This window comes from Candidatus Atelocyanobacterium thalassa isolate ALOHA, assembly GCF_000025125.1.
Taxonomy (GTDB): Bacteria; Cyanobacteriota; Cyanobacteriia; order Cyanobacteriales; family Microcystaceae; genus Atelocyanobacterium; species Atelocyanobacterium thalassae.
In genome coordinates, this window is the sequence record NC_013771.1 from 230,915 (window position 1) to 249,770 (window position 18,856).

Genomic DNA, 18,856 nt, shown 5'->3' on the forward strand with positions numbered 1-18,856 from the left:
CTGACCTACTAGAAACAAAATTCTTAATATTCAATGGTCTAAAAGGTGCCAAGTCTTGGTACTTTTATACATTAACTAAAAATTTGCAAAATTATTTATAGAGTCAATATGAAAGTTCTGGTTATCGGCGGTGATGGTTATTGTGGTTGGGCAACCGCCCTACATCTTTCCAAAAAAGGTTATGAAGTTGGAATTCTTGATAATTTAAGTCGAAGACATTGGGATTTGAAGTTAGGAGCAGATACTTTAACTCCTATTAACTCAATTCAAAAACGAATTCAACGTTGGAAAGACTTAACAGGGAAAGTTATTGATTTATTTATTGGAGATATTACTGATTATGCTTTTTTAAGTAAATCTTTTCATGAATTCGAGCCAGATTCAGTGGTTCATTTTGGAGAACAACGCTCTGCTCCATATTCTATGATCGATAGAGAGCACTCAGTATTTACTCAAGTTAATAATGTGGTAGGTACGTTAAATATTCTTTATTGTATTAAAGAATATTTCCCTGATTGTCATCTTATTAAATTAGGTACTATGGGAGAGTATGGAACTCCTAATATTGATATTGAGGAAGGATATATCACCATTGAACATAATGGTCGTACAGACACATTACCATATCCGAAACAACCAGGTAGTTTTTATCATCTAAGTAAGGTTCACGATAGTCATAATATTCAATTCGCCTGTAAAATTTGGGGATTAAGAGCTACTGACTTGAATCAAGGTGTAGTATACGGTGTGCTTACAGAAGAAACTGGTATGGATGAAGTTTTAATCAATCGTTTAGATTACGATGGTGTTTTCGGAACAGCATTAAATCGTTTCTGTATTCAGGCAGCTATTGGACATCCTTTGACTGTATACGGTACTGGCGGTCAAACAAGAAGTTTCTTAGATATTCGGGATACAGTACGTTGTATTGAATTAGCTGTTAAAAATCCTGCTGATGTAGGACAATTCCGTGTTTTTAACCAATTTACAGAGCTGTTTAGCATTAAAGATTTAGCTTTAATGGTACAGAAAGCTGGTAATGCGATAGGGTTAAATGTAGAAATTAATAATTTAGAGAATCCCAGGGTTGAAGCAGAAGAGCACTATTTCAACGCAAAAAATACTAAATTACTAGATTTAGGGTTAAATCCTCACTATCTATCTGACTCTCTCCTAGATTCTTTACTGAATTTTGCAACCAAATATAAAGGAAGAATTGATAAAAAACAAATTTTACCCACAGTTTCTTGGCGAAGAAAATAATTACGTAAAGTGTTCTAGTTAGCTGGAATTTTAATATATCAAGAAAGGCCTTTTTAACTAGATTGCAATCTAGTTAAAAAGGCCTTTCTTGTAGAAAAAAATTAATTAATTTGCTGAGTATAGGTAAAGTATTTTTGCACTCATATTTAAATAATCTATTGATTATTTTTTTACAGCATAAAACATTCCAAATTTGCAAAGACCTGTTCCAAAAGCTATACGCATCAAAAGTAGTGTTGGTACTTCTCTCAAAGACTTTATGAAACCGATAATACCAAAGTGCCATAAACCACTAGGTCTTTTAATTCCCTGCCAAATAGATTCTAGCCAGGAAGGAAGTGTTTGTTCTGTCCAATCATCTGTGATTACTTTTCCTTTTACCAAGCCTGTAATTTCTAAAAGTTCTGTAAAACCTTCAATACTTGCAAAGGCTGGATGAGACCATTGTTCTAAGAGTTGTTTCATGATAGTTGCCTCTAAAAAATTTAAAGGTTGCTTTCTATCATCACGTTGATTCCAATCAGCAACAATCAATATACCATTAGGTTTGAGGACACGAAGCAACTCTTGGGCAAACTTTCTTTTATTGGACATGTGGGGACCTGCTTCAATACACCACACAACATCAAAACTATCATCAGAAAAAGATAAATTCATAGCATCGTTAACCATAAACTTAGTATTGAGATCTGAAGAACTTAGCTCTTGAGCACGTTTAACTTGTTTCGGACTAATAGTAATACCAGTAACATTAAATCCATAATTTCTTGACAAAATGCGGCTGCTCCCTCCGATACCACATCCTACATCAAGAACGCTAGTTTCAGTCGGTAATTTATTTAATTTTCCCCAATGAACCATTTCATGAACAAAATCAGATTTTGCCTTTAAAAAATCTTTCTTTTGAGGTGGAGAACCATAATAACCTAAATGAATATGTTCACCCCAATAAAACTCTAATATACCGTCTTTTGTCCATTGATCATAAGATTGAGCTACTGATTCAGGAGATTGATAAGGACGGGTTGACAAAAAATAAATCGTGCCAGATACACCTAGTAATATTAATGATATTCCGACAATTATATGCAGTAAATCCATGATAGTTATAAGATTAAAACTTTTAATAGTATTAATTATCTACTAGACTAATATATTGATTTTTAGTTTTTAATTTTAGGATAAAAATAATTACAATATAACAATAAAAAATTGTTATTTTTGCTATAAGAAGATATTTTAATACGTTTAAAATTATTTTTTATCTAGACGATAAGACTAATTATACTATTAATTCAATAAGTAACATTCAATTATTTTGTTTTTAATAAGTACTACAAAATAACTTGATAAATAAATTTACTTATTAAATATAAACTTAATAGTTTTCTTCTTATAATTTTGTTTTTTTATAAAAAAATGTCATATGATTGAATCATGACACACTTAAAATTATAAGCTTTTGAGCTAAATTACTTAATCAATTTATAAGTTAATTTTTTCCTCGCTACAAAATTTTTAATTATTAAATCTAGCAAAATTTACACTTTACTCAAATATTCGATTACATTTATAACTCTTAAAATCACATGACTTCTTATAATAATTTTAATTTTCAAGATGAATTTGACGTTATCGTAGTTGGTGCAGGACATTCAGGATGTGAAGCTGCATTAGCCACTTCACGTTTAGGGTGTAAAACTTTAATGTTGACCCTAAATCTTGATCGTGTTGCTTGGCAACCATGTAATCCTGCGATAGGAGGACCTGCTAAATCTCAATTAGCTCATGAAGTAGATGCTTTAGGAGGAGAAATTGGGAAAGTAACTGATTTAACATATTTACAAAAGCGTATTCTTAATGCTTCCAGGGGTCCTGCAGTTTGGGCATTACGTGCTCAAGTTGATAAGCGTGAATACTCTGCAGCTATGAAAGCAATTATTGAGAATCAAGAGAACCTTAATATTCGCGAAGGTATGGTTACTGATTTGGTCTTAGGTCGTAATGATGAAATCAGAGGGGTTCAGACATATTTTGGTAGTTGCTTTGCTGCAAAAGCAGTTATCTTAGCAACTGGAACTTTCCTGGGAGGACAGATTTGGATTGGCGATAAATCTATGGATGCTGGAAGAGCTGGTGAATTCCCTTCTATAAACTTAACCAATACCCTTAAACAACTAGGATTTGAAACAGAAAGATTAAAAACTGGAACCCCTGCGAGAATTGACAAACGTTCTGTCGATTATTCTCAACTAGAACCTCAGCCTCCTGATAAAAATTTAAAATGGTTTAGTTTTGATCCCAATTTTTGGATAGAAAAAGAGCAAATGAATTGTTACTTAACTAGAACTACACCTGAGACACATAAGTTAATACAAGATAATCTTCACTTATCACCTATCTATGGAGGGTTCGTAAAGTCTAAAGGACCTCGCTATTGTCCATCCATAGAAGATAAAATTGTAAGGTTTGCAGATAAAAATAGTCATCAAATTTTTATAGAACCAGAAGGAAGAGAAACTCCTGAGTTATATGTACAGGGATTTTCTACGGGTTTGCCAGAAAACATCCAATCAGCAATGTTGAAAACTTTACCTGGTTTAGAAAAATGCGTCATGTTACGTCCTGCATATGCTGTAGAGTATGATTTTTTGCCAGCTACTCAATGTAAGCCAACTCTAATGACGAAAAAGATAGAAGGTCTTTTTTGTGCTGGACAAATTAATGGAACAACAGGATATGAAGAGGCAGCAGCGCAAGGAATTGTTGCCGGAATTAATGCCGCAAAATTTATCAAAAATGAAGAAATGATAATTTTTTCTAGAGAAGACAGTTATATTGGTACTCTAATTGATGATTTGTGTACTAAAGATATCAGAGAACCTTATCGAATGCTAACTTCTAGATCTGAATACCGTTTAATACTACGTTCAGATAATGCTGATGAAAGATTAACGCCATTAGGGAGAAGAATTGGACTAATTGATAACTATAGATGGCATCTATTTCAAAAAAAGCAAAAAAACATTCTCGAAGAAAAAATACGTCTTTCAAAAGTTAGGATAAAAGAAAAAGATGAAATCGGTATTAGACTTATCAAAGATACTCAGCAAAATATTAAAGGGGCAATTACTCTAGCTGATTTGCTAAAACGTCCAAAAATTCACTATAAAAATCTAGAACAGTATGGATTAGGAAATAATAATTTGACTGTCGGAGAAAAAGAGGGAGTAGAAATTAATATTAAATATTCTGGTTATTTGAAACGTCAACAAAATCAACTTGAGCAAGTTAAACGTTATTCTGACCGTAATTTGCCCACAGATATTGATTATATGAATATTGAAACTTTATCAATGGAAGCGCGAGAAAAATTAACTAAGGTGTCTCCACTAACTATTGGTCAAGCATCTCGTATTGGTGGAGTTAGTCCTGCAGATACTAATGCTTTACTGATATATCTAGAAATAAAATCACGCCAAAATACTTAGAATATATGCTAAAAAAGTGTAAAGTTTCTTGTTATTTAGACTTATCTGTTAGTTTCCTCCTGTTCCTAATAAGAAAAGACTAACTAAAGTTCCTGTATTCCATAGACTATGCATTAATATAGACGATAAAAGATTACCTGAACGTGTATAAACAACTCCCAGAATAATTCCTAAAGTTGTTAGTGGCAGAATTTCAGAAATATTAAGATGAGCAACAGCAAAGATCAGACTACTCACTATAATTGCACCCCATGGGGAAATATAACGAGTTAAAGAAGGTAATAAAAAACCTCGAAAAATTATTTCTTCATAAAACGGTGCAGCTACTGCTGCAGTTAAATAAAAAATTGCTAAAGCAAATAAATCTTGATTTTCTAAAACTAAAGAAAGCAAAGGATTACTACCTCCTTTACCTCCCCAAAAATTATCATTAATCAATGAAATGATAAGGACTGAAGGTAAAGCAACTAAATATCCACTAATTCCCCATATGATCCAATTTTTAAAAATTTTAAAATTAAATAATTTTTGAGGTAAAGGAAAGAAAGGCTTGATTGATAAATAAAGTACTAGAATTCCACCTAAAGCCATTATAAGATAGCTGCTGAAGATATAAATAGCTTTTCCCCTAAGACTCAAATTAATCAGATTGATATTTAGAGTAGTAAACAAAGCAGGCAAAATAATTTGGCCAAAGAAGAAAAATCCTATAATAAAAACTTTCCAAGGAGTCTCAACTGTCCAGGGTATTTCCCATTTATAATCACTACTTATATTTAAAATTGCAGAATCTTGTCTTAAAATAAGTTGAATCAAAGAGAAAATAATAATTCCTATTCCTACAACACTTCCTAAGCCTGGAATTATATTAAGGAAAGCCAATTTTAAGATTGTTGATTGCAAATTTTTCTCATATTTTGCTTGCAAAATTTGTAAATCTTGTTGCCGATCTTCTATTTCATAAAGTCTTTTTAAAGAATAGCTAAGAAACCAGCCATTTAAATTCTCTTTAATTATAAATTCTGCATCATCTGATTTCACAAAACTATTATTCCATAAATTAATCAGAACGTCAGATAACTTGTTCGAAGAAGATGGAGATAGTAAAGAGTTGTTATTTTTCCAAATATCTAAAGCCTGCTTTGTATTTCCTTGAGCAACTTCTAGTAATCCTATTTTAAGATTTAAATTACTAAGTGTCTTTTTTCGATAATCTATATCGGTTAATATTTTTTTTCTATGATCAGAAATATTAGAAGAATTTAAGCTAAGAATTTCTTCTTTTACCCCAATCGTATTGTTATCAAATGTTTTCAGCTCAGTACTTAATTCATCTAATCTATCAGATAAAATACCATGTGTTTCGCTATACTTTTTGAGAGCATCTATATATGGTTGCTGTCCTGATATATATTGACTAATACTCTTAATTTTTTGATGATCATTATCAAAAATCTGGGAAGTCTTAAGGATTAAATTTGTTTGATAAAGTTGAAAATTAGATTGAGATTGCGGTTGATGAACACTATTTACCAATGATAAAAATACTGGAATTAATGAAACTACTGTTATTATGGCTAATAATAATTTTTTTATTTTCATAAATCTCATCTAAATATGTTTATGCTTATTCTTTTTGGGTCGAAATAAGAATAAATCCTGAAGCTTCTCCTAGCATCTTAGCATCAATCAACTTGAAGTCTAGAGCTTTTCTATCCTCTAATAAAAGATATGATGAATTTAATGCAAGTATATCTAACTCATTTTTATTTTGAGATATAACTTGACGCTTACTATAAAAATCTAAACTAGGGCGATTATAAGGAAATGAGGTGTAAACAATAGTATCAATTGGTGTATTCTCTCTAATTAGTTTGGCTACAGATTTTACAGGAAATGACTCATTTAATTCCCATAACCAAGAATTAGAGATCATCAATAAGGTCAAACTTAAATATAGACCTACTATCAGAACCGTGATAAAACTAGATGACTTTTTATATAACTTTTGATTAGTCCATAAAAAAGTATTAAAAAATGTAAAAAATATCAATTGAAAAATAAATTGTTGTGGCTCCCTAAATATATATATTCCTAATCCCAATATAAGGTAAGTTAATGCAGACATACCAAGCATTAATACTTTAGGAAAACTTTTGGGGTACGAATAGAAATAAGATAGATTATATCCAGTAGCTAGAGCAAAAAAGGGATAAACCGGCATTATATACCAAGGTAATTTAGTGCCCATAATTGTAATTATAAACAAAAACAGGAAAAATCCTGTTGCTATTAACTTAATTAAATTTTTTTGACGTTTCTTCCAAGCAACAATTAAACCCCCTGGAAAAAATATTAACCAAGGAAAACTATACTTTGCTAGTTCAAGTATATAGTACCAAACCTCCCCTTTATTACCTTCTACAGCAGTTGATAAACGATCAAAATTCTGTTGAAAAAAATGAACTTCAATAAACTTCTCTCCATAGAAATTTATTTGGAAATAATACCAAATAAAGACCGGAGAAAAACCTATCAATAAACCTATCCAAAATAAATTACTTTTAAATAATTTACTATAGTCACTTAAAAGCATGTAAACCCCCAAAACACCTCCTAAGGCGATTGCTAAAATTCCTTTACTTAATGCAATCATCCCTAAACCAATACCAAAGCCTAATATCCATAATGGTTGTTTTTTTGATTTCAATAAAGATAATATGCATAAAATCAAAAAGGTATTAACCATACCATCAATCATTGCTAAGCGCCCATGCCTTAATATGGGAAGTGAAGTTAGATAAACTAAACTGCTTAAAATTGCTGGGAGTTGTGTGTGAAATATATTTCTACCAACTAAGTAAAGCAAAGGAATACCAACTGCAGTCAGCAGAGCGCAAGGGAGACGAGTAGTAAATTCATTAATACCACCCAAGTGATAAGAAAGATTAATGAGCCAAATAATTAAAGGAGGTTTTAGCAAAAAAGGTTGATTATGGTACTTAAGATAAAGCCAATCACCAGATTCAAACATATTGCTAGCAACTGTAGCGTAGTATCCTTCGTCCCAGTCTCTAATTGGTAAGTCTCCTAATCTAATTAACCAAATAAATAGAGCTAATATTAGTAAAAGTAAAAACCATGAAACGTCATTTTTAATATTTAGCCTAATCATTTTTATGGGGCTTTACTAAATAAATATAATATTTCTCATTATAGATGAAAGATTTCATAAATTTTTTTAGTAATACAATATCTAAATTATCGGAATATTCTAATAATTCATGATTTAGAATAAGTAAAATATTTTCATTCTGATTTAAAATTCTTTTTTCTATTTGACTTATAATCTCCAAATCATTAGTAGGTTGTCGAGAATTATTAAATAATACATAACTACCCATTTTTTTTGTTTCAGGATAATAAATTTTTTTATTGAGATACCCACTAATAGGAGCTATAGTGAAATCTTCACTTCCAAATATTAGATAATCATCTAGGTTATTTTGTTGAATAAAATTTGCTGTCATTCTGCTACTAGAATATGGAATAGATAAATCTCTACTAAAGGCAACTATACCTGCTATTACCTGTAACCATAATATGATTCCAATAACATACTTTCTGTAAGACACAAGAAATTCTGTTATTTTAGAAAAAGAATTTAAAAAACGGACAAATATATTTTCTAGATATTTTTTATGCAATCTTACATCATCGCAACTATTTTCTATCCACAAAGAACTGATAAGAATAATATATAAATGTCCATAATGTCTTTGTGAGCCTAAAAATTTAATATAGGTAAAAATAATAATTTCTAAGCTTCCTACTAAATAAAAGCAAAGAGCTACTGGCTTTTGAATAAACGATAATAAAATACAACTAAATAAAATAATAGATAAAAAAGAAAAAAAGATTAGGTCTAATATTTTTGAGTCACTTGGAATAATTACCATAATATAGCTACGCCATATTCTATTAACTGTTTGAAGCAAGCGATTTATATCAAAATTTAAAAACCATTGATTTGCACCGCCTTGTAATGTGCTATCAATAGGAGGTAGTAATGTAAAAACTGAAATACTTACTCCTATAATTAAAATTAATATAGATATTATTATGTGAGCTTTTTTAGCCTCTATTGTATAACCTAAATATTTTTTAAAGCAGTATTCAAAAAATAACGTAATACCTAGTGCTATCGATATCAATAAACAATAAGCATTAGTATTTGCCATAAAAGCTAGAATAAAAGCCAAAGTAACATAGTTCCTATGTCTACTTCTGATCTGAAAGCATGTACAAAATAAGAAAATTGATAAAATTCCAAAAGCATAATTACGACTAATCAGAGAATATTCATATAGAGGGAAATAACCAAAACTAAATAATACTTTTTGTAATGTATTAAAAGGAGCGTATATGATAAAAATAGATAATGTAGCAACAGATATTAACCAATGAACAACTTGCATTATTATTGGATTAGCCGTGAATTTATTTAAAAACCATAACAAGAAATACCATAATAAGGGGTGCCCTTCATATTTAACGCTTTCAAAGAAATCAAAAAAGGAAGAGCTATCTCGTGCAATCAACCAACCATTCAATTCATCACGCCACATAGAATGATTTAGAATTCCAATGAATGTAATGATAGCAAAAGTTATTATTAAGACTATTTCAATCTTCTTCTTCTGTTTCAACAGCATAAATTTTTAATTAATATAATTTAAAAAATGTGAGTAAAAATTAATATAAAAAAACTATTCTAAAAAATAGTTTGTTAGCTAAAAAAGTTAGTTATTTAGATCATTATGATTCGTTATGGATACAAAAATTTTGGCTTTTATATTAAGAAAATAAAATATGATAATTAGTTTGTTGTATTAAAGATAGCTAATTACTACATGAAAAGAGCTAATATTAAGTTCTTTTGTTACTAATGCTACGTATTTAAGACTTTGACAAGAGTTATTATTGAGATAACACAAAATTACATTAAAAAAATTAAATGTTTAAATTGTCAAGCATACCAATATTGTAAATTTTGTAGTTAAATGAATAAGTAAAGTTGTTTATTTTTTAAACTTTCATGATTTTTTGTAATGACAGTTAAAAATGTTATTGTATGACTTATCAATAAGGATCTAGGCTAATATTTAGAAAATTAATTAAATTAATAATTGTACCTATAAGATAAAAAAGTTCTTCTATAGTTGTATGTAATAGGTTCAATTAATGATTTGAGAGCTAGTCAGTCAAATAAAATTCTGATAAGAGCATTTTGATAAAAAAAAATATAAATTGATTCTTTACTACCCATTCATGGCAAAAACCGCCATAATAAAAAAGTCAGGAAAGAATTAAAAAATTTACTGTAAATAGTAGAAAATTTAAATGTATCATTCTTGGCTGTTAGAAATATTTATTAATCTCTTGGTGTGAGGAAATTAAGAACTGTGTCGTTTAAAACTATTCGACAAAAACAAAATAATAAAAAATTCTCGATTATTGATAATTCTTTTATTCGAGAAACCTTTTTTGTTGTTAAAAAAACTACTTTAGGACTTAGCCTGCTAACGACTTCCATGGTTGCCGGAGGGTTGGTAGGTTTGGCTATTAGTTTTCGAGATTTACCGAATGTACGTACTCTTAGTAACTACTCTCCATCAGAAACTAGCTATGTTTATGATATAAAAGGTAAGTTGATATCTCGACTTCATGGTGAAGCAAATCGTGAAGCTGTAGCATTTAAACAAATTTCACCTCACTTAAAACGTGCAGTTTTAGCAATTGAAGATAGTCATTTTTATTTACACCATGGAATTAATCCTAACAGTATCGGAAGAGCTATGTGGGTTAATTGGAAAAGTGGTGGAGTAGTAGAAGGCGCATCAACTTTAACTATGCAGTTGGTTAAAAACATTTTTTTGAGTAGCGATCGCACCTTTAGCAGAAAGTTATCTGAAGCAGTTTTAGCAATTCGCATAGAACAAGTATTTTCGAAAAACCAAATCATGGAAATGTATCTCAATAATATTTATTGGGGACATAATAATTATGGTGCACAAACTGCAGCACAAAGCTACTTTAATAAATCAGCTGCTAAGTTGAATTTACCAGAAGCAGCTCTCATAGCAGGTCTAATTCAAGCTCCAGAAACACACAGTCCTTTTTTTGATTATCAAAAAGCAAAAAAAAGACAAAAAGTTGTTCTTGATCGTATGGCTGCTTTAGGATGGATTACTGAGAAAGAAGCTGCAATAGCCTATAAAACATCTTTAAAAATTGGAAAACCAACTTCGTGGCAAGCTAGTAAATTACCTTACGTTAGCGACACGGTAATGCAAGAGTTAAAGGGTAAGTTTAGTAAAGATATAATACTAAAGGGTGGGATGCGTATACAAACATCTATTAATTATGCCACGCAACAAAAAGCCGAAAGAGCAGTTAAAGACGGATATGAAAAATTAAGAAAGCAAGGAATATCTGCTAAAGATCTTCAAGTTGCTTTAGTAGCAATTGATCCACGTACCCATTTCATAAAAGCAATTGTTGGAGGAGTAAATTATAATAAAAGCCAACTAAACCGAGCTACTCAATCTCGCCGTCAACCAGGTTCATCTTTTAAACCATTCGTTTATTACACAGCTTTTGCTAGTGGGAAATTTACACCAAGCTCGGTAATTAATGATAGTCCTGTTACTTATAGAGACGGGGCAGGACAATTATATAGTCCTAGAAACTATGGAGGAAAGTTTTCAGGAACTATGTCACTAAAATCTGCTCTGATGAAGTCTCGTAATGTTCCTGCCGTAGTTATTGGACAAAAAGTTGGGGTAAGAAAAATAATTGATGTTTGTCGTTTATTAGGTATTACGAGCCCTATGCGTCCAGTAATTTCTCTTCCTCTAGGTGCCGGAGATATTACACCTTTAGAGATGGCAAATGCTTATGCAACTTTTGCTAGCAATGGATGGTATGCTGATCCTACAATTATTCTCAAAGTTACTGATAGCAAAGGTAATATCTTATTAGATAATACTCCCCAACCGTACTTTGTCCTTGATCCTTGGGCAACATCTTCTTTAACTAGTGTTTTACAAGAAGTTATTCAAAGAGGTACAGGAAGAGCCGCTAATATTGGTAGGCCAGCAGCAGGAAAAACTGGAACTACAGATAATGAACGTAATGTTTGGTTTGTTGGTTATGTACCCCAACTAGCGACTGCCGTATGGGTTGGTGATGATGCTAATCGAGCTTTAGGGAAAGGTATTACAGGAGGCGGACATGCAGCACCTATATGGCGTAGCTTTATGAAAGAAGCTCTAAAAAATGAACCAGTCAAAAATTTTCATGGAGCCTCGAAATTTTCTCGACCTCAAGCAAAAAAATAGACTGAATATGAACTTAATGAAAAGAGTATATTAAAAATTAATAGCATAAATTACTTATTTACTTTTTATAAGTAACGGTAACTATTATTTTAAAAAATTTATATTTCAATACGACAAAAGTCATGTAAGCTGTATAAATATTTTTTTAAGTTCAAATATTTTTCTATTATTTAACTAATTTTAAATTATGTCTTTTGTTGGTTTACATGTACATAGTGCCTATAGTTTGCTTGATGGAGCATCTCAATTAGATGCGTTGGTTGATCGCGCTATTCAGCTAGGCATGCCTGCAATAGCATTAACTGATCATGGAGTTATGTATGGAGCGATTGAACTAATTAAAGTTTGTAAGAATAAAAATATTAAACCCATTATTGGTAACGAAATGTACGTTATTAATGGGGATATTACAGAAAAAAAACGATATAAAAAGTATCACCAAGTTGTTTTAGCTAAAAATACACAAGGATATAAAAATTTATCAAAGCTAACTACGATTTCTCATCTTGAGGGAGTACAGGGCAAAGGAATTTTTTCACGCCCTTGTATTAATAAAGAATTATTAGAAAAGTACCACGATGGATTAATTGTAACTAGTGCCTGCTTAGGAGGAGAAATACCTCAAAAAATTTTATCAGGAGATTTTCAAGGTGCAAAAGAAGTGGCCCAGTGGTACAAAAAAATCTTTGCAAATGATTTCTACCTAGAAATTCAAGATCATGGATCTACAGAAGATAGAATTGTTAATGTTTCAATTAGTAAAATCGCTCAAGATTTAAATATTAAGATTATAGCTACTAATGATTCTCACTTTACTTCTTGCTATGATGTCGAAGCGCATGATGCTTTACTATGCATTCAAACAGCAAAACTTATTTCTGATGAGAAAAGGTTAAGATATAGCGGAACAGAATACCTAAAATCTATTGATGAAATGAAATTACTTTTTCGTGATCATCTTGATGATGATCTTATAAAAGAAGCTATTAATAATACTTTAGAAGTCGCTAATAAAATCGATACTTACCATATTTTAGGAGAACCACGTATTCCAGACTTTCCGGTTCCTATAGGGCATGATCTTGACAGCTATGTAAGAGAAATTAGTCTCCAAGGATTATTAGAAAGATTAAATTGTAAATCTATCAATCAAGTTTCAGAAGAATACCAGCAGCGTTTAGAATATGAGTTGGACATGCTTGAAAAAATGGGATTCTCAAGTTATTTTTTAGTAGTTTGGGATTATATTAAATATGCAAGAGATAATGAAATTCCCGTAGGTCCAGGTAGAGGATCCGCAGCAGGTTCTTTGGTAGCATACTCTTTAAAAATTACAAACATTGATCCCATTTATCATGGTTTACTTTTTGAAAGATTTTTAAATCCTGAAAGAAAATCAATGCCTGATGTTGATACAGACTTTTGCATCGAAAGGCGTGATGAAATGATTAAATATGTCACGAAAAAGTATGGCGAGAAAAACGTTGCTCAGATTATTACATTCAATCGAATGACTTCTAAAGCTGTTTTAAAAGATGTAGCAAGGGTATTAGATATTCCATATTCTGAATCAGATAAAATGACTAAAATGATTCCTGTAACAAGAGGGAAACCTACAAAATTAAAAGTAATGGTTTCTAATGAAACTCCTTCTCCAGAATTTAAAGATCGATACGATCAAGACCCGTTAGTTAGACGATGGTTAGATATGGCTATCCGTATTGAGGGTACTAATAAAACATTTGGAGTACATGCAGCAGGAGTAGTAATTTCCTCAGAATCTTTGGATGAAATCGTTCCGTTACAAAAAAATAACGATGGGGCCGTAATAACACAATACTATATGGAAGATTTAGAATCATTAGGTCTGTTAAAAATGGATTTCTTAGGATTAAGAAATTTAACTACAATTCAACGAGCTGCTGATTTAATAGAAAAAAATCGGAATATTAAACTAGATGTAGAACAATTGCCTACAGATGAAAGGAAAGCTCTGAAAGAATTGGAACAAGGAAAAATCAGCAAGTTACCTACTGATATTGAAAAAACTCATAAATTATTAGGAGACGGCGAATTGGAAGGAATTTTTCAATTAGAATCATCAGGGATGAAGCAGATAGTAAAAGATTTAAAACCATCAGGAATAGAAGATATATCCTCTATTCTTGCTCTATATCGTCCTGGGCCATTAGATGCAGGATTAATTCCAAAATTTATTAACCGTAAGCATGGTAAAGAAGCAATTAAATATGAAGATAAACTTTTAGAACCTATTTTAAAAGAAACATATGCTGTTTTAGTTTACCAAGAGCAAATCATGACAATGGCGCAACAATTAGCTGGCTATTCTCTCGGAGAAGCAGATTTGCTACGTCGAGCTATGGGTAAAAAGAAGGCCTCAGAAATGGAAAAACACCAAAAAAATTTTATTGATGGTTCATTAAATAATGGGGTTTCTCGGTCTGTTGCAGAAAATCTTTTTCAACAGATGGTTAAGTTTGCTGAATACTGCCTCAGTTATGACACAAAAGTTTTAACTGTTGAATATGGGCTGTTGCCTATTGGAAGAATAGTACAAGAAAATATTAAATGTAAAGTTTACACTATTAATAATCAAGGGGTCATTTATACTCAGCCAATTGCTCAATGGCATGATAGAGGTAAACAAGAAATTTTTGAATACTGTCTCGATGATGAAACAGTGATTCAAGCAACTAAAGACCATAAATTCATGACTACTGACAACGTAATGATGCCTATTGATCAAATTTTTGAGGAAGGATTAGAATTAAAAAAAATTAAACTATAAAAAAGAAATAAGTTACTTTTTATTATTAATAAAGTCTATCTAATACATAATTAACAAGCTCAGTTAAAGATTGAGAAAAGGGTGAAGGCTTAAGACAATCTAATTGTTCTATAGCTAATAGAGCATAATATTTCGCCAACTCTTGTGAGCGTTGAATACCTTTGCTTTCAGCTACTATTGCTAAAGCTTTTTCAATATCTTTTTCTTGATTAAATTCTCTTTCAATAAGTTTTGCTAAATAAGGTGTTTCCTCCATTGCAAATAGAACAGGAGCAGTAATATTACCGTTAATCAAATCTGAACCTGCAGGTTTACCTAGTACTTTTGTTGGTGAAGTAAAATCAAGAATATCGTCAACGATTTGAAAGGCTAATCCTAGACATCGTCCATAAGTGTAAATGCTATTAATAATATCTAAGGAAGAGTTGCTTAAAATTGTTGCAGATTTAGCGCTATTAGCAATTAAAGAAGCTGTTTTGTAATAACTTTTATCTAAGTATGAATCCAAAGTTAAACTTGTATCAAAGCGATTAATTCCCTGAGATATTTCACCTTCAGCAAAATCACGAATAACTTCAGAAAGTAATTTTACTACTTGCAAGTTGTCTAAATTGGCTAAATACCAAGAAGATTGAGCAAATAAAAAATCTCCTGCGAGAACAGCTATTCGATTATCAAATAGGCTATTTACCGTAGGAACATTACGCCGCAATACCGCTTCATCTACTATATCGTCATGGACTAAACTTGCAGTGTGAATCATTTCAGTTATTTCTGCGAGTCGACGATGATGTGGAGTAATATCACCTTCTAGCATAGTTGCTTTAGAAACTAGTAATACGATGGCAGGACGAATATGTTTGCCACCAGCATCAAAAAGATGTTCAGCAGCTGCACTAAGAATAGGGTGGCGTGTTCCAACTAAACTCTTTAAATTATTTCTTAAAAGTTTTAAATCGTCTTCTACGGGAAAAAATAGGGAAGTTTTTGAGGTCATACGGTTAGCTAAACCTGATTATCAAGTCATGAAATTTTACATACCGCTATATTTATTTTAAGCTAACCTTTTCACACTGGGAAGCCCTGTAATTTTTTGTTTAATAATAATAAATGTTTCAAAAAGTATAAATTGATTAAGAAAATTATTCTCTGGTATGTTAATTGTATTTTTTTATTTATGGATAATTATTACTATTTAAATTACTAAATTAGAGGTAAGGCATTAATAATAACATAACAATTAGTTGTTTTTATTTATTGTATTACTAATCATTAATTCCTGGAGATTTCTATTTAATGAAATAAAGTCAACTAACGGATAATAACCTAAACATTTTTTAGAAAGTCGGGAAAAGTTTTTAGGAGAGCCAGTGACTACAAATCTTACATTGAAGCCAGGACTCCTTTTGCGTAAGCTCATTATTTCCAATTCTTTCTTTACTGATTGTGCTACATAATATGCAGGATCTATTAATTCAATTTTATAAGGAATAATATTTTTAATTATTTCTTCTAAATGCCTATAATGAGTACAGCCGTATATAAGTGTATCAATATTTTTTTCTAATAAAGGATTGATATATTTTTTAAGAATTTCTTGTGTATGAAAATCATAAATTTTATCGCGTTCAATTAAAGGTACAAGTTCAGGACACCCTACTTGCCAGACTTTTATATTAGGATTAATTTCTTGAATAGCTTGACGATAGGAGTCACTTTTAGCTGTTGCAAGAGTTGATATAACTCCAACACGGTGGCTATATTTTGTAGCCGCTCTAGCTCCAGGTAAAACTACCCCCAAGATTGGAAAATTGAATTCTTTACGAACAGCTTCTAAAGCCAGGGCAGAACTGGTATTGCAAGCCATAACAGCCATTTTTACCTTGCTGTAACTCATCCAATTTAGAATTTCTCTAACAAATTGTAGTATTTCGGTCGAAGAGCGGTTTCCATAAGGCAGTCTAGCATTATCAGCAAAATATAAAATTGATTCTTGAGGTAGTAGTTTGTGAATTTCTTGAAAGACGGTTAATCCTCCTACACCACTATCAAAAATTCCAATTGGATAGTCATTCACTGTTCTCATTTGCAATTATTTTGTAAGAAATTTTTTAATAGTCAAGAATAGTATTACATTCAAGTAAATTATGTTGTACATGTAAAAGAAGATTATTAAATTTTTTGTTGTTAATAATTTAGAAGTCTTAATAAAGATAATTAAGTCTTCTAAATTAGAGCGATTTGAAAAATTTTGCTAGTAGACTAAATTCTATCAAACTAAAGAACTCGACATTTTAAAGCTTTTTAGCACATGAAATAAAACTTATTTGTTAAATTTATGGTTAAAAATATTAAAACTAAATAATATGATATGTTATTTCAAATAAATTAAGTAATTTTTTGTTTTTGAGTAGCCAAGAAAGGTTCTTTTAAGATACTTCTAAGGAGAAGGGGAGCTAAAAAAGTTGTAAAAATAACCATTACAATAATTGATGCTTCTATAGGTTTAGATAATATGCCGCTAGCTGAACCAACACCTACAAATACCAGGCCAACTTCACCTCGAGGAATCATACCTACACCAATAGCAAGTTTATTAAGTTCAGGTTGACCAATAATAGTAAATCCAGAAATAATTTTCCCAATAATAGCTACAAGTATTAAAAATCCAGCTAGAATTAGTCCTTCTCTATTATTAGGATCAGTAGGATTTAAAACGCTTAAATCTGTTTTTGCCCCAACACATACGAAAAATATAGGAACAAAAATATCAGAAATCGGGGCTATTACATCTTGAAGCTCCTTTCGTTTTTCTGTCTCTGCTAAGACTAACCCTGCAGCAAAAGAGCCAAGAATAGTTTCCAAGTGAATTATTTGAGCTATGTAAGAGAGTACAAAAGCGAAGCATAAAGATATCAACAATAGTTGACCTCTAGTCTTCATTTTATTGACTAACTTAACATATACTGGATGTAGTAATCGTCCTATAAAAATTGCTCCAATTAAAAATATTGCAGCACTCAAAGATAAATAAGCAATATTAAAAATTTCAACTTGTCCTGTTTTAATTAAGCTTGCTACTACTGCTAGGACAATAATTCCTAAAATATCATCTAAAACAGCTGCCCCAATTATAATTTGTCCCTCTTGAGAACTAAGATGACCAAGTTCAGCCAGAACCTTAGCTGTGATTCCAATACTAGTGGCTGTCAAAGCTGCCCCAGCAAAAATTGAGGGAATTATATCAACGTGAAATAAGTAGGTCAAGCCCAAGGTTCCTAATACAAATGGAGCAACAACACCAACTATAGCTACCATTACTGATTGAGGACCAACGCTGATCAATTCTTTCAAATTAGATTCTAAACCAATCTCAAATAGGAGAATAATAACGCCAAGTTCTGAAAGAATTGAGATAATTTCACCTTGCGAATTAAAAATAGTTTGTATATTTTCAGGGGTAACATCAGCTGAAAATTGCAAAAATCTCATAATCAATGAATTATTTGCAGTATTCATACCTTCTGGAAACACTAATAGTCCTAAAATAGATATTCCTATTGTTACTCCCCCAACTAATTCTCCTAAGACAGGAGGAAGATCTATGCGGGCACAAATTTCTCCTCCTAGTTTACTCGCGAAATAAATTATTACTAAACTAAGCAATATGCTAGATAAAACAAGAGAAGTATCTGTATCTGTATCTACATGCTCTGGTATTGTTGCGAATAAAGAAATATAAAAATTGTAATCTATAAAGGTTAAAATTGAATTCAATATATCCATACAAATCTTTGTTTATCCAAAAAATAGCTATATTTGATAATGATCTAAGTAAAATAATTTTTATATACTTTACAGGCCACCTTGATTTTCAAGCATTTAGGAAT

The 18,856-nt window shown here is 31.0% G+C and carries 11 protein-coding genes; 4 read left to right on the forward strand and 7 right to left on the reverse strand.

Annotated features, from left to right (window positions below):
• The first annotated feature begins 108 nt into the window (after positions 1-108).
• A complete protein-coding gene (locus tag UCYN_RS01010) occupies positions 109-1,263 on the forward strand; it encodes a UDP-sulfoquinovose synthase (protein WP_012953631.1) in 1,155 nt (384 codons plus the stop codon).
• A gap of 162 nt (positions 1,264-1,425) precedes the next feature.
• Here the strand turns inward: UCYN_RS01010 and UCYN_RS01015 are convergent, their stop codons facing one another.
• The gene (locus UCYN_RS01015) at positions 1,426-2,364 is read right to left on the reverse strand and encodes a methyltransferase domain-containing protein (protein ID WP_012953632.1); all 939 of its coding nucleotides are present in this window, start codon (positions 2,362-2,364) and stop codon (positions 1,426-1,428) included.
• 488 nt (positions 2,365-2,852) lie between these two features.
• On the opposite strand from UCYN_RS01015, the gene mnmG reads away from it, so the two are divergent.
• Positions 2,853-4,754, forward strand: coding sequence for a tRNA uridine-5-carboxymethylaminomethyl(34) synthesis enzyme MnmG (mnmG, locus tag UCYN_RS01020; protein WP_012953633.1), 1,902 nt, complete (start codon positions 2,853-2,855; stop codon positions 4,752-4,754).
• Between the two features lie 48 nt (positions 4,755-4,802).
• Here the strand turns inward: mnmG and UCYN_RS01025 are convergent, their stop codons facing one another.
• The 3 genes from UCYN_RS01025 to UCYN_RS01035 are packed head-to-tail and all read right to left on the reverse strand — an operon-like array spanning position 4,803 to position 9,469.
• On the reverse strand, positions 4,803-6,356 hold the full coding sequence (locus UCYN_RS01025) for a CPBP family intramembrane glutamic endopeptidase (RefSeq protein ID WP_012953634.1): 1,554 nt from the start codon (positions 6,354-6,356) through the stop codon (positions 4,803-4,805).
• A 25-nt stretch (positions 6,357-6,381) separates the two neighbouring features.
• Positions 6,382-7,929 carry an ArnT family glycosyltransferase gene (locus tag UCYN_RS01030; RefSeq protein WP_012953635.1) on the reverse strand — a complete coding sequence of 516 codons (1,548 nt, stop codon included), beginning with the start codon at positions 7,927-7,929 and terminating at the stop codon, positions 6,382-6,384.
• The gene (locus tag UCYN_RS01035) at positions 7,922-9,469 is read right to left on the reverse strand and encodes a hypothetical protein (RefSeq protein ID WP_012953636.1); all 1,548 of its coding nucleotides are present in this window, start codon (positions 9,467-9,469) and stop codon (positions 7,922-7,924) included. Before UCYN_RS01035 ends, UCYN_RS01030 begins: the two co-directional genes overlap by 8 nt.
• A gap of 750 nt (positions 9,470-10,219) precedes the next feature.
• Between UCYN_RS01035 and UCYN_RS01040 the strand changes: the two genes are divergently transcribed.
• Both UCYN_RS01040 and UCYN_RS01045 read left to right on the forward strand, forming a co-directional pair.
• Positions 10,220-12,157, forward strand: a complete 1,938-nt coding sequence (locus tag UCYN_RS01040; protein ID WP_012953637.1) for a transglycosylase domain-containing protein — start codon at positions 10,220-10,222, stop codon at positions 12,155-12,157.
• 187 nt (positions 12,158-12,344) lie between these two features.
• Positions 12,345-14,966 carry a trans-splicing intein-formed DNA polymerase III subunit alpha N-terminal partner DnaE-N gene (locus UCYN_RS01045; RefSeq protein WP_012953638.1) on the forward strand — a complete coding sequence of 874 codons (2,622 nt, stop codon included), beginning with the start codon at positions 12,345-12,347 and terminating at the stop codon, positions 14,964-14,966.
• A gap of 25 nt (positions 14,967-14,991) precedes the next feature.
• Here UCYN_RS01045 and sds read toward each other — a convergent pair whose 3' ends face one another.
• The 3 genes from sds to UCYN_RS01060 all read right to left on the reverse strand — a co-directional run bounded on the left by sds (position 14,992) and on the right by UCYN_RS01060 (position 18,752).
• Entirely contained in the window at positions 14,992-15,963 is a 972-nt protein-coding gene (gene sds / locus UCYN_RS01050) for a solanesyl diphosphate synthase (RefSeq protein WP_012953639.1), read from the reverse strand.
• A gap of 243 nt (positions 15,964-16,206) precedes the next feature.
• Positions 16,207-17,052: a glutamate racemase gene (murI, locus tag UCYN_RS01055; RefSeq protein ID WP_012953640.1), complete on the reverse strand. Its 846-nt coding sequence runs from the start codon at positions 17,050-17,052 to the stop codon at positions 16,207-16,209.
• Positions 17,053-17,354: 302 nt separating this feature from the next.
• Positions 17,355-18,752 (reverse strand): cation:proton antiporter, encoded by a 1,398-nt coding sequence (locus UCYN_RS01060; RefSeq protein ID WP_012953641.1) that lies wholly within the window; start codon positions 18,750-18,752, stop codon positions 17,355-17,357.
• Between the last annotated feature and the right edge of the window lie 104 nt (positions 18,753-18,856).